This window comes from Flavobacterium sp. 90 (genome assembly GCF_004339525.1).
Taxonomy (GTDB): domain Bacteria; phylum Bacteroidota; class Bacteroidia; order Flavobacteriales; family Flavobacteriaceae; genus Flavobacterium.
Genome location: NZ_SMGE01000001.1, coordinates 5,914,359 through 5,927,983, shown reverse-complemented (window position 1 = coordinate 5,927,983; position 13,625 = coordinate 5,914,359). Strand labels below are relative to the sequence as shown.

The following is a 13,625-nucleotide window of genomic DNA, read 5'->3' as shown; positions in this document are numbered from 1 at the left end:
TTTTTATTTCTAAGGTTTTATATAAACGCAAAGTTCGCAAAGCTTTATCAATATAGCTTTGCGAACTTTGCGTTTAATGCGATTAATCTATAACAAAAAAAACTTTGCGCCCTTTGCGTTTAAATTCATCCTTAATTTTATAGCTCAACAGGTTTTTATATTGATTCAATATTCACCGCGTTTAAGGCAATTTCATTTAACAGACAATCCGCTTCTTTTTCTTCGGAAAGCGTCTGTGTTAATAATTTTGCAATATCATTTTCTCCAAGTGTTTTTGCAAACGCGACCAGAGTTCCATAAGTAGCAATTTCATAATGTTCGATCTTTTGAGAAGCCGCAATTATTCCTGCATCTCTTACAGCTCCGGGTTCTGTTTCTTCAAGAATACTATCACCTTCTTTTAAAAGTCCTGCCATTGCTTCGCATTTTTTTCCTTCTGCTTTTTGCTTCAACAGGTTAAAAACCTGGTCTAAACGTGCAACTTGATGTTTTGTTACGGCATGATGTTCCTTAATACCCGAGGCAAGCGATGCAGAAGTTGCGTTGGCGGCCATTTTGGGCAATGCGCGCACTAATGCATTTTCTGCCCAGTAAATATCTTTGAGGCTGTCAATAAATAGTTCTCTTAATTTTGTTGCGGCATCTTTGACAGGCTGAACAATTGCTTCTTTACTATTGTTAGCCGATTTTGTATCGTTTGGTTTTTCTGAATTTTTCATGATAATTAGTTTAAAAAATTAATTGTACAGGTTAGGTTCGCGATCCCAGAATTTGTGTTTTCCCATAGCGGTAATAAATTCTTTGGCAAAATTTTCGCTTGCAACATCGCTTGATATTATTAAACCCTGATCTTTATTTGTGATTTTCGATGCAAAAGGTGCTGCACTTAATACAGCCGAAGCCGCTCCATCAGCACCAATGACTTTACAATGTTTGTAAGCATCGTTTAAAAACTCGTTCACTTCGTCGCTGTCGACAAGTAAGTTGAGCCCTAATCCATCCGGAACATAAACAGCGTCAAATAATACTGATGATGCCGTTAAGAAACTAAAATCTACATGAAGCTCACCGTCAGTATCGGTAATGACAGATCCTAAATGCGGTGCGATAATGCAACCTTTGGCATCTTGTTTTAGCAAAGCATTTTTGATATTTGAAACTGCGGTTTCAGATACTCCGTCGGCGCATAAAATAGCAACTTTTCTTGAAGCAATTGTAGGGGAGTTGGTAGGGTTATTCAGCATTGTCAATGCATCTGATGACGGTACAGAAGATTCAACTGTTTTAGATTCTTGTTTTCCATTTTCGTTCTCCGGAGAGACACCATGATTTAAAGGTCTTTCTAAAATTGTTGGAACAGTCATTCCTAAACCAATAGCTACTTTTTCGGACAAATCCCTGTCAACCTGAGATAATAAGCCAAGCATTCTTAATCGAATTGCAGCAGTTTCTACCTTACCAAGTTCAAAACGTAAAGCTTTGATGATATGACTTTTTTCTGTCTTTGTCTGACTGTTAAAGAATAGTTTTGCCTGTCCGAAATGATCGCTAAAACTTTCACTTCTTTCCCTCACTTTATGTGCATCTACACGTTCTTCAAAGCTTGAAAAACCGCCTTCGGCAATTTTAGCCTGATAAGGACAACCGCCACCTAACGAATTTGGATGATAACTTACACGGCCTTTATTAATTTCCTGACGCATATGTCCATCACGCTGATTATTGTGTACAGGTGCTATGCTTCGATTAATTGGAATTTCATGAAAATTAGGACTTCCTAATCGTGATAATTGGGTATCAGTATAAGAGAATAAACGTCCTTGTAATAATGGATCATTAGAGAAATCAATTCCGGGAACAACATGTCCGGGGTGAAAGGCAATCTGCTCTGTTTCTGCAAAGAAATTATCAGGATTTTTATTCAATACCATTCTTCCCACAATAGTAACCGGCACAAGTTCTTCAGGAACGAGTTTTGTAGGATCAAGTAAATCAAATTCGTATTTATTTTCGTCTTCTGATGGAATGATTTGTACACCTAATTCCCATTCAGGAAAGTTACCGGTATCAATTGCTTCCCAGAGATCTTGTCTGTGAAAATCAGGATTTTTTCCTGAAATTTTTTGCGCTTCGTCCCAGGCAACAGCATGAGTTCCTAATTTAGGTTTCCAATGAAACTTTACAAAAGAAGATTCTCCTGCTTCATTGATTAATCTAAAAGTATGAACTCCAAATCCTTCCATCATTCGATAACTTCTTGGAATGGCACGATCAGACATTACCCACATTATCATATGCATCGATTCCGGCATTAGCGAAATAAAATCCCAAAACGTATCGTGAGCTGATGCAGCTTGCGGTATTTCATTATGAGGTTCCGGTTTAACAGCATGCACAAGGTCTGGAAATTTAGCCGCATCCTGAATAAAAAATACCGGAATATTATTTCCAACTAAATCATAGATTCCTTCCTGAGTATAGAATTTTACCGAGAATCCGCGAACATCCCTTGCTAAATCTGTAGAACCACGTGATCCTGCAACAGTTGAGAAACGTGTAAAAACTGGGGTTTTAAGTCCGGCTTCTTGTAAAAATCCGGCCTTGGTTAATTCAGGTATTGGGTTTGTTACTTCAAAAAAACCGTGAGCACCTGAACCTCTCGCATGCACAATTCTTTCAGGAATTCTTTCGTGGTCAAAATGGGTGATTTTTTCCCTTAAAATAAAATCCTCTAATAATGACGGACCTCTTTCGCCTGCCTTTAGAGAATTATTATCATCATTGATTCTGACACCTTGGTCTGTGGTTAAAAACTTATTGGTGCCGTCAGATTTGTTGATAGACAGATCTCTCTGCTTTTCATCCTGCAAATTTTCCATATTGTTTAGTATTATTGGTTAAAAAAGCCTGAAAAAAGAAGTTCCATAAAGTTTATCTTCTATAAAAAATGAAAATAAAACATGGTGTAATAATCAGGGTTTCCAAATGTACTCTTACTCTCATGGTTGCAGTTATAAGATTACAATTCTTACATTATACAATTGCCAGTTGAGTTTAATTTATTGTAAATCAATATATTGACAGCTGTTTTATTTCGTGACAAAAACAAGTAATAATATAATAATGCTTTAGAATAATGTAAATAGTTTGAATAAGGTGCGAAGTAATTTTATCATATTTCAAGGAGAAAAATGAAAAGCTATTATTAGATCTGAAAAATTTATGGAATCGCAGGTTTTACTGGTAGACGAAATAATTAAATAGTAAGAAAGAGAATAAATAGGTCTTAACGAATTAACTTCATAAACATAAAATAATTATGAAAACCTTTATGCGTAACAATGGGCTTTCCATTTGCTTTTTTGCATTATTTGTGGCGACTTTTGCAGGACAAATTATTTTTGGATTTAAGGAACACAATAAAGAACTTATAGAAAATGGCGCTTCATCGATAACTTTAATGTCTTATTTTTCAACCGGGCATTTTATCGAATCTACTTTTGAGAATTGGGAAAGTGAATTTCTTCAAATGGGACTTCTTGTTGTATTAACTATTTTTCTACAGCAAAAAGGATCTTCAGAATCTAAAGACTTTGATAAAGAAGAGGAGGTAGACAAAGAACCTTCGTCTACTAAAAAAGATGCTCCGTGGGCTGTTAAAAAAGGTGGATGGATTCTTGCCATTTATAAGCATTCGTTAAGTATTGCATTGCTTTTATTATTTCTGCTATCATTTTTGGCTCACTTTTACGGAAGTTTAAAAGATGAAAACGAACAACTCTCTATAAAAGGAAAACCCTTAGAAAAAGCTTCTCAATATATCGCTGATTCCAGATTTTGGTTTGAATCATTTCAAAATTGGCAAAGTGAGTTTCTATCTGTATTTGCTATTATAGTTCTTTCTATTTTTCTCCGTCAAATAGGTTCATCACAATCGAAAGCTGTAGATGCTCCTCATACAAAAACAGGTGAATAAATTTTCTTTTTTGATTTTTATAAGTATTTAAAATTAAGATGTTTTAGCTAACAGCTTTTTTAAATTAGATATACATTTTCCCGTTTTTCTATAAAAAAAACCGTCTAAATTCAAGACGGTTTTATCGTTTCATTTTAAAGGCTTTTGTTGATATTTATTGTTTGTGTCTTAAATTTTGTGCGCTGGAAGAGTTTAAGTGAAGGCACAGCCAATGATATACTGAAACCTTAAATCAGGAGAATAAATGAGATGAATAAAGAGAAATGATAGAAAGAAAAATATTCTACTTGATTTAATACCACCAATACGGGAAACCGTAATAAAAAAGTAAAGTTTTTTGTTATGTTTGTTGCGATTTGACATCCTCACTTGTTTGAGATTCTGATGCTTATTTAATTATAATAAAATAAATACTACTAGTCTATGAAGAAAATTCTACTCTTTTTTTGTGTTTTACAATCTTTAATAACTTTTGCCCAAAACCCTGCTGATATTGAGCACAGTTTTGGACCAGTACCAGGATTTGGCGGTATTGTAAATTGTATGGTAACACAACCAGATGGGAAAATAATTGTAAAAGGTGCGGGTATCTATAATGGTGCGATAACAAAATTATTGATTCGTATTAATCCTGACGGAAGCGTTGATCCAACTTTTGATTATTACGGAGACAATACTTTTGATATAAAAGCGGTTGCTTTACAGCCAGATGGAAAGGTACTTATAGGAGGTCTCGATAAAAATGACAAAAATCTTGTAATACGTTTAAATGCGGATGGTAGTAAAGATACTTCTTTTGAGTTTGGAGCCGTACAGGAGAATAGTGCTTTTGTGAGTGTTTTAGCATTACAAACTGATGGGAAAATACTTGTGGTTAATAAAAAACAATATGTAGAACCCAGAAGACGCTTAATTCGTTTGAATGCTGACGGAAGCCTTGATTCAACTTTTGATATAAAAAACGGATTTGATAGCAATGTTTTTGCAGTCGCTGTTCAATCTGACGGAAAAATAATTGCAGGCGGGAGTTTTAGTACCTATCAGGGAGTTGCCCAGAGTTATTTGGTACGTTTAAATGCAGATGGTACAAAAGACACTTCATTTAATATGGGATCTGGCTTCGCCGGCAGTTCAGTCGCGTCTATTATAATACAAAATGATGGAAAAATAATGGTAGGCGGTGGTTTTACACGCTATCAGGGAGTAGCTCAGAAATATTTGGTTCGTATAAACCCGGACGGAAGCATTGATACTTCATTTGTCAATCCAAGTAATTTTATTTACATGACTAGTGAAAGTGTGAGTAATATGTATTTACAGTCTGATGGGAAACTACTTGCAACCGTTTATAGATCTAATGGTGATGATGCTGTCTATCGTTTTAATACTGACGGAACCGTAGATACGACTTATTCAATCCCTTCTTTTAGTGAAAGTGCAAATATTCTTAATGGGCGTTCAAATGCGGATGTTAACGCCATAACTCTTTTAAATGATGGAAAAATCCTTATTGGAGGAAAATATACTTACTGTCGGGATATTATTGATAAAGGCATTGTTTGTTTAAATTCCGATGGAACCAGAGATTCTTCTTTTAATAAAGACACAGGTCTTGACGCAGCGGTGTTTTGTTCGGCGGTACAAACTGACGGAAAAACTTTGATAGGAGGATTTTTTGACAATTTTCAGGGAGTAACACAAAAGAAACTGATTCGTTTAAATGCTGATGGAAGCAAGGATACTTCATTTAACCCTGATTATAAATTCAATAATGAAGTTAGTTCAATACTATTGCAATCTGATGGAAAAATATTAGTAAGAGGAAAATTTACGGAGACTGGTAATTCACCCAAAAATTCTCTGGTTCGTTTAAATCCTGATGGTTCGCTGGATACTTCCTTTCTTAAGAGATTTGAATATGCGGTTGAAGAGATGGCTTTACAGCCTGATGGCAAAATACTCGTAAGCGCTTTTGTGGATAGTTATCCAAACTTACCTTATAGAAAATTATTTCGTTTGAATATCGATGGCAGCGAGGACAAATCTTTTAAACCGGGAACGGGCTATGATTTTACCAAAACTTTAATTTCTTCTATTGTAGTACAACCAGATAGTAAAATACTTTTAGGAGGATCATTTACTGCTTTTAACGGAGTTGCTGAAAAGTATTTGATTCGTCTAAATCCGAACGGAAGTAGAGACACTTCCTTTAATGTCGAAACGCTGCATGATTCTGCAGTTGATGTTAGTAATATTGTTTTACAGCCAGACGGGAAAGTAATTGTAACTGTAGGTTATACTAACCCTCAGGGAAATTATCAAAGTTATTTGATTCGTTTAAATTCAGATGGAAGTAAAGATACTTTATTTGCTGACGGAACTATAACTGAAAATGTGGGAACAGGTTATACCGGTACAATTACTTCTGTGGTTTTGCAACCTGATGGAAAAATAATTTTAGGAGGAGAATATAATACGTATCAAGGCGTTACTCAAAACCGTTTAACACGTCTAAATACTGATGGAACAATAGACAATACCTTTGACGCAAAAACAGGATTTGGAAGTCCGGTTTATACTATATCTTTATTTCCTGATGGAAAAATAAATGTAGGCGGAGTGTTTTCAGGTTATCAAGGAATTAGGTCTGCTTATTTTATTCGTCTAAAAGGTACTTATGTTAAACCTACGGTAAACGCAACAACCATCCAAACCAATTTAACTTGTCCTGGAAATCAATCCGGTTCAGCTTCGATAGTATCAGTTTACGATGGAAAAAGTCCTTATACTTATCTTTGGTCTAATGGAGCAACAACAGCGACCGCCAGCGGATTACCGGAAGGAAATTATTGGTGTAAAATAACAGATGCTAATTCGGAAACTGTAACGAAGAATTTTGTCATAATTACAGATTCAGATATTGAAAAACCAACTATTATTGCTCCGGAAGCTGTAACCGTAAATTTAAACACAGGTTGTACAGCAACACAGGTTTCATTGGGAACTCCTGTAACGAGAGATAATTGCACGGTAGTTTCAGTGACAAATGACGCTCCAACAGAATTTCCGTTAGGAAACACAAAAGTAACCTGGACAGTAAAAGACGCAAACAATAATACTTCAACCGCTACTCAAACAGTTACCGTAAAAGATGTTACTTTGCCTACAATCACAGCACCGGCAGCGGTAACAGTGGAAGTTGGAGAATATTGCAGCGCCAAAGATGTAGTATTGGGAACACCAACAACGGCTGATAATTGTTCAGTTGCTTCAGTTAAAAATAATGCTCCAAAAAGTTTCTCTTTAGGAAAAACAACTGTTACCTGGACTGTAACTGACGGAAGTAATAATAGCGCAAAAGCAACACAAATAGTAACCGTAAAAGATACAACTCCACCAACTATAACCGCTCCGGCTGATGTCGTAGCAGAGATGGAGACAAATTGCAGCGCAATAAATGTTGTATTAGGATATCCGGCAATAACGGATAGTTGTGCAAATGTTTCCGTTACAAATAATGCTCCCGGAAGTTTTCCTGTCGGAAACACAACAGTAACCTGGACAGCAAAAGACATAAGTAATAACATTGCAACAGCGACGCAAATAGTAACCGTAAAAGGTATTGATGTAACGCTTACATACAATGCAGGAAAACTGTCTGTTGCCGAAACTGGAGCGACATATAAATGGATGACTTGCAATAACGGAACATTTACAACAATTCCAAATGAAACCAATCCTGTTTTTACGCCAAAACAATTAGGTAGTTATGCTGTTGAAGTGACAAAAAACGGATGTGCGGCAAAAAGTACTTGTTTTGATGTTACAGTTCTGGGAACAAAAAATTTCGAATTTCAAAATTCATTCAGATTGTATCCAAATCCGGTTAAAGATTTCATCACAATTGAAATGAATTCATCAGATAATGCAAAATTGAATGTATTTAACGTAACAGGTCAAATTATCCTTTCGAAAGAATTAAAAGCAACAGCTACGAAACTAAATATCTCTAATTTACCAACTGGAGTTTACATGTTTCAGATTTCAAATGAGACTGGAATTGTGACTAAAAAAGTAATTAAAGATTAAGTTTAATACTGATATAAAAGTTTAGTTTTCTTTGAATAAAAAAGCCGAAAATCATTGATTTTCGGCTTTTTTTAGTTCTTTTATTCTAAAAAAAATAATACATAGAAATATAGATTTTTTTTCAGCTAAAAAAAATGTAAAAAGAAATACATTTCTTTCACATAGCTACGTAATCTTGTCATTTCGACGGAGGAGAAATCTCCGCAAGTAACTCCGCAACGAGAATCCAATCTTTGTCGAGCTTCTTGCGGAGATTTCTCCTCCGTCGAAATGACAAAATCTTTGTGATTTTGTGTCTTTGAGAGAGATTTATCCAAATATTTAGTGATTTTGAAATCTAAAAAGTAACTTTTAGTTTTTTGAAAGTGTTTCAGAAATTTTATCTCCTAATGTTTTTAATTTCTCAAAGGTTTCATTAGAAACTAATTCTTTATCAATGCTGACTTTTAATTTTCCTTCTTTTAATACAAAAGAATAAGCAGTTTCGCCATTGTTGTCTTTCTTCCAGATTTTGCTGCCACGCTCAGTTGATTCCATATCGTTGTCTAAGTTATCAGACAATAATTTTTCTAATTTTTTACTTTTCGAAGCATCGAAATTTGCCAGTAAAGAATAAGAATCATCTGAATTAGAAATCGAAACAGATGAAGAAGATCTTGTCGTTTTTGTTTGTGTGGAAGGCGCTTTTGCAACAACAGTTGTATTTCCCGCAGTTGCAGTTGCTGTTTGTGCCTGAGCTAAAGTTCCCCAAATTAAAAGGGTTAGTAATAAGATGATTTTCATAATAGAATTTTTAAATTTTTATTCATTGTTGCTATTAAATTTAAATCCCAGACCTCGAACGCTGGGAATAGAAATGTCTGGATCTTCGCTAAAATATTTCCGAAGACGGCTGATAAAAACGTCCATGCTTCGACCGGAAAAGAAGTCATCATTGCCCCAGATTTCCTTTAGAATATCTTCGCGTTTGACCAGTTTATTTTTATTGGCATATAAAAACCGAATCAATTGTGCCTCTTTTTCGGTAATCTTTTGTGTGATTTTTTCATGCGAAAGCGTATAATTGTCACCATCAAAAACATATTTCCCAATAGAAAATACCATAGGTTCCGGTGCATTCTTTACGACTGGTTTTTGACTTCGCCTTAGAATATTTTGAATTCGCAAAATCAATTCTTCGACTTCAAAAGGTTTCACCACATAATCATCGGCGCCAAGACGCAAACCTTTTATTTTATCTTCTTTAAAACCTTTTGCTGTCAAAAAGATAAAAGGAGTTTCGGCGTGTTTGTCAATAATGTTTTCAGCCAGCGTAAAACCGTCCATGTGAGGCATCATGACATCCAGAATACAGATATCAGGTTTCGTATCCGGAAAAATTTTCAAAGCTTCCTTACCGTCTTTTGCCCAGGTTACATTAAAGCCTGAAAATTCAAGATATTGCCTTAATATAGAAGCATAATCAAAATCGTCCTCGACTAATAAAATATGATGTTTCATACCGGAATTGTAATGGTGAATAAAGATCCTTTTTGTTCTTCGCTTTTAACGCTAATAGTTCCTTTATACGTTTGTACCAATTGTTTAATATAGAATAACCCAAGGCCAAGACCTTTGTTATTGTGAATATTCCCTTTTTCGACTCTGTAAAATTTATCAAAAATCGAAACCTGCTCCTGAACAGGAATCCCTTTTCCGTTGTCTGTTACAGCAAGAATAAAGTTTCCTGTCGTTAGTTTTAAGTCGACCAAAATTTTAAAAGCGCCATATTTTACCGCATTGTCCAAAAGATTTATCAAAATCGTATTAAAGTGAAAACGATCCATTGAAATGGTAAAAGCTTCTTTTTGACTTGTAAATTCAATAGTTATATCAGGTCTCGAAAGTTCGAAATCTGCAATCATATCCTTAATTTCTTCACTCGTAACCTGAATGACATCTTTGCCGGCGATAGGCGTTACAGAAGCTTCGGTTACCTGACGAAATAATTTTTGCAGTCTTTCATTTTGCCTTGCAATCATAGCGAGCGTATTTTTATAATGCTCCGGACTCATTTGTGCGTCTTTTCGCTGTAATGTTTTAATGGCAAGATCCATTGTTGCAAGTGGCGTTTGAAACTCATGCGTAATATTGTTGACAAAATCAGTTTTGATATCTGCAATTCGTTTTTGAGTGATGAGGTTTTTGAGTGACATATAATATAAGAAAACCACAAACGCCATTAATACAACGGAAAAGATTAATAAACCTGTCATTTTAGAAATAATAGTTTGCTGCAATTTCTCAAAATTATAATAACGATCACTTTTTACAACGATTGTAAGTTCGTCTTCCGTATTTTGAGTTTCCGAACGCCCCATCGAAGAGAGAATTTGGTTCTTTTTTAAAGTATCATTAGCCAGAACTAATATTTTTCCATTAAACAAAGTCTCCGGTTTTCCATGATTCACGATTGCAACTGAATTGATATAAACCGAATAACTAATAGGATAATCTCCAGGTTGCGCATTCCTTTTCATGTAAGCATTCATGGCTCTCGAAAGCGAATCTCTGTTGCTAATAATGTATTTGGTATAATCTTGCTTTGTTGCATTTCCCTTCACATATTTCTTTACATATTTTTTTGATTGTAATATCCAGGTATCGTTCAGATTTTCACATTCATTAGTGTCTTCCAGTCGGGCAATTTGCTTTTTAATGGCCGTATTTATTTCCTTTTCATTTAATTTATAAATATTGTAGATAAAATAGCCTTGAATTGTAGCCAAAGCAATTACTGTAAAAATACAGGCACCAATTAAAAGCATTATTTTTCTTTTCATCTGTTTTCAAAGTTTTGATTAAGAAAGGAAATCAGTTTGTTTTACTAAAGCAAAGCTATTGCATTTTTAACTTTCTCGGATTAAAAATACCACCGTTAACCGTACTTTAACCAAATTTGTAAACCATAAATCAGGCAAACCCGCGTCACGATTAAATTGTCTTTATCAAAAGCTTTTTTGCGTTTACAATCCAGTTTTCATCTTCTGGTGTTTAACCCTTCGTTAACCCTATATTAACCATTTTCGGAAAATGATTTAAAGAGATTTGCATCAAATAAATCATCAATGAAAAAATTAATCATGTTACTGTTGTGGGGTTCTTTTGCGGGATATTCGCAAGAAGTTTCCCTGTCTGGAAAGGTAATCGACGGCTCTAATCAAGCCGTACCTTTTTCAGATGTCTTGCTTTTGCAGACAAAAGATTCTATACGTTATAAAGAAACGCAGACCAAAGAATCCGGAGAATTTCGCTTAAGCGGAATAATAAAAGGGAATTATCTGCTAAAATTGAAAACAGTTGGTTTTGAGGAATATTTCAAAAAGATAACCATTCAAAATGATACCGTTTTGGGAATCCTTTCTTTAAAAGAAATTTCAAATAATCTTGACGGAGTTACCATTACCTCAAAAAAGCCTATTGTAAAACGATTGACGGACAGACTCGAGTTTGCTGTAGAAAATTCATCACTTTCTTCAAACAATGCTTGGGAAATTTTAAGCAAAACACCAAGCGTAACGACAAGTTCTACGGGAGCAATTAGCATTCGCGGAAGCCAAAGTATACTTGTAACCATCAATGACAAAAAAGTCTATTTGAGTGGAGAAGAACTAAAGCAATTTCTTGAAAATACAAGTGGAGAAGAGGTAAAATCGATAGAAGTAATTACCAATCCGCCTGCAAAATACGAAGCGCAGGGAAGTGCCGTTTTGAACATTAAACTAAAAAAGAATATATCATTAGGGTATAAAGGTTCTGTAAATACGGCATATGTGCAATCTATTTATCCAAAGGGAGTTGTGTCGACAAACCAGTTTTATAAAGGAAAAAAATTGTCTCTTGCCGGAAGATATGGCTTTGGAGCTGGCGTATATGTCAATGAAGGAACAGATGTTGTGCATTATCTAAAAGAAGATGGTTCGATCGATTCTCGCTGGGAAAGTATCATGAGACGCAAATCAAAATCATTGCAACAACATTCTTATCGACTTCAGGCTTCTTACGAAATTGATTCGCTAAATACAATTTCTGCCGGAGGAACTGGATTAATAACGCCTAAACAAATGGGCGATTTTACTGTTCCAACGTTTATTTACGGAGCAAATGGAGCTTTGGATTCCCTTTATGTAACCCGAAATAATCGTAGAACTCCGTTACGAAATAACGCTTATAATATGTCTTTCGATCATTTATTTGATGCAAAAGAGAAAATATCTGTAATGGCAGATTATACAACATATTGGCGTCAGGAACGTCAGGATATTGCTTCTGCTTTTTCGCTTCCCGACGAAAGTCCTTATCGTACAACACGTTTTATCAGTGATAATGTACAGGATATTCAGCTTTTTTCGGCCCAGACCGATTATTCGAATGAAAAAAACGGCACTTTTGAAGCCGGATTAAAATTCGGAAATGTACAAGCCAAAAGTAATCTTGATTATAAAGACGAAATCAATGGCGAATTCGTGAATAATCCAAACAGAACAAGTCTTTTTCTTTATGATGAATCTATTTTGGCAGGATATACAAGTTATGATAAAGAATTTGGAAAATGGAGCCTGAAAGCGGGTTTACGTGGCGAATACACAAGTCTGAAAGGAAATTCGGTGACAACTTTTGAAGTTAATGAACAGCATTATTTCAAGCTTTTCCCAACATTTTACGGGCTTTACAAACCAACAGAAGGTCATGAAATTGGAATTTCGTACGGAAAACGAATTACGCGTCCGCAATACAGCAGATTAAATCCGTTTCGTTCGTATTATAATTCATATTCTTATTTTACGGGCGATCCAAAATTATTGCCAACGATAAGTCACAATCTTAGTTTACTTTATACGCTGAAAAACAAATACAATTTTGATCTTTTTTACCGCTTAGAAAAAGATCCTTCGATGGAAATTTCGTATCAGGATTATGAAACCAATATGTTGGTGTATCATTTTACGAATATTAAAAAAGATTTTGCCTTTGGACTGGAATTTAATACCAATCTTACTTTCTATGATTTCTGGGAATCCGGAATTCAGGCTGGATTAAGTTATGTCGAAGATCGTTTTCAGGGCAGAGACGGGAACTTATACAAAAACGGAAAACCTACTTATAATACAAGTATCAGCAACCATTTTGTTCTGAATAAAAAGAAAGAATTAACCGCAGAATTAAATTTTCAATACAATTCATCATCAGTTCAGGGTACATTTGTTTTTAGCGAAACCTCAAATCTTTCGGCTTCTATTCGAAAGAAAATATGGAAAAGTAATGGCGAAATATACGCGATCCTTTCAGATATCTATCGTGGCGAAAAGGAAAAAGTCGCTACAGATTATGCAGATCAATACAACTATTTTTTGTCCTATGGTGATAGTCAAAGCATTAGATTAGGCTTTAAATATAATTTTGGAAACCAGAAGTTGGAAAATAAAAAGAAAGAAGGACAAACCGAAGAACAGCAAAGATTATAGTCAAAAAAAAGTTCATTTTGTTAGGAATTGGTTTTTTCGATAAAATGAATAGCGCT

8 protein-coding genes are annotated in these 13,625 nt (G+C 34.8%); 3 read left to right on the top strand and 5 right to left on the bottom strand.

Going from position 1 to position 13,625, the window contains the following annotated elements:
- Positions 1 to 155: 155 nt before the first annotated feature.
- Together C8C83_RS24140 and C8C83_RS24135 are read right to left on the bottom strand one after the other, a co-directional pair.
- On the bottom strand, positions 156 to 719 hold the full coding sequence (locus tag C8C83_RS24140) for a ferritin-like domain-containing protein (RefSeq protein WP_121331080.1): 564 nt from the start codon (positions 717 to 719) through the stop codon (positions 156 to 158).
- 18 nt (positions 720 to 737) lie between these two features.
- Complete coding sequence (locus C8C83_RS24135) at positions 738 to 2,879, bottom strand: catalase (RefSeq protein ID WP_121331079.1); 2,142 nt, start codon at positions 2,877 to 2,879, stop codon at positions 738 to 740.
- Between the two features lie 440 nt (positions 2,880 to 3,319).
- On the opposite strand from C8C83_RS24135, the gene C8C83_RS24130 reads away from it, so the two are divergent.
- A complete protein-coding gene (locus C8C83_RS24130) occupies positions 3,320 to 3,976 on the top strand; it encodes a DUF6766 family protein (RefSeq protein WP_121331078.1) in 657 nt (218 codons plus the stop codon).
- 423 nt (positions 3,977 to 4,399) lie between these two features.
- Complete coding sequence (locus C8C83_RS24125; RefSeq protein ID WP_121331077.1) at positions 4,400 to 8,065, top strand: HYR domain-containing protein; 3,666 nt, start codon at positions 4,400 to 4,402, stop codon at positions 8,063 to 8,065.
- Between the two features lie 351 nt (positions 8,066 to 8,416).
- Here C8C83_RS24125 and C8C83_RS24120 read toward each other — a convergent pair whose 3' ends face one another.
- Genes C8C83_RS24120 through C8C83_RS24110 form a run of 3 tightly spaced genes read right to left on the bottom strand, consistent with a single transcriptional unit; the run spans position 8,417 to position 10,887 of the window.
- On the bottom strand, positions 8,417 to 8,848 hold the full coding sequence (locus tag C8C83_RS24120; RefSeq protein WP_121331076.1) for a hypothetical protein: 432 nt from the start codon (positions 8,846 to 8,848) through the stop codon (positions 8,417 to 8,419).
- 18 nt (positions 8,849 to 8,866) lie between these two features.
- Complete coding sequence (locus C8C83_RS24115; protein ID WP_121331075.1) at positions 8,867 to 9,565, bottom strand: response regulator transcription factor; 699 nt, start codon at positions 9,563 to 9,565, stop codon at positions 8,867 to 8,869.
- On the bottom strand, positions 9,562 to 10,887 hold the full coding sequence (locus tag C8C83_RS24110) for a HAMP domain-containing sensor histidine kinase (protein WP_121331074.1): 1,326 nt from the start codon (positions 10,885 to 10,887) through the stop codon (positions 9,562 to 9,564). The genes C8C83_RS24115 and C8C83_RS24110 overlap by 4 nt, the downstream gene beginning before the upstream one ends.
- Positions 10,888 to 11,172: 285 nt before the next feature.
- On the opposite strand from C8C83_RS24110, the gene C8C83_RS24105 reads away from it, so the two are divergent.
- On the top strand, positions 11,173 to 13,569 hold the full coding sequence (locus tag C8C83_RS24105) for an outer membrane beta-barrel family protein (protein ID WP_121331073.1): 2,397 nt from the start codon (positions 11,173 to 11,175) through the stop codon (positions 13,567 to 13,569).
- Positions 13,570 to 13,625 lie beyond the last annotated feature (56 nt).

Bases quoted from the DNA above. Each gene is read 5' to 3' on its own strand.
- C8C83_RS24140 (WP_121331080.1), bottom strand. From the start codon at position 719: ATGAAAAATTCAGAAAAACCAAACGATACAAAATCGGCTAACAATAGT.
- C8C83_RS24135 (WP_121331079.1), bottom strand. From the start codon at position 2,879: ATGGAAAATTTGCAGGATGAAAAGCAGAGAGATCTGTCTATCAACAAA.
- C8C83_RS24130 (WP_121331078.1), top strand. From the start codon at position 3,320: ATGAAAACCTTTATGCGTAACAATGGGCTTTCCATTTGCTTTTTTGCA.
- C8C83_RS24125 (WP_121331077.1), top strand. From the start codon at position 4,400: ATGAAGAAAATTCTACTCTTTTTTTGTGTTTTACAATCTTTAATAACT.
- C8C83_RS24120 (WP_121331076.1), bottom strand. From the start codon at position 8,848: ATGAAAATCATCTTATTACTAACCCTTTTAATTTGGGGAACTTTAGCT.
- C8C83_RS24115 (WP_121331075.1), bottom strand. From the start codon at position 9,565: ATGAAACATCATATTTTATTAGTCGAGGACGATTTTGATTATGCTTCT.
- C8C83_RS24110 (WP_121331074.1), bottom strand. From the start codon at position 10,887: ATGAAAAGAAAAATAATGCTTTTAATTGGTGCCTGTATTTTTACAGTA.
- C8C83_RS24105 (WP_121331073.1), top strand. From the start codon at position 11,173: ATGAAAAAATTAATCATGTTACTGTTGTGGGGTTCTTTTGCGGGATAT.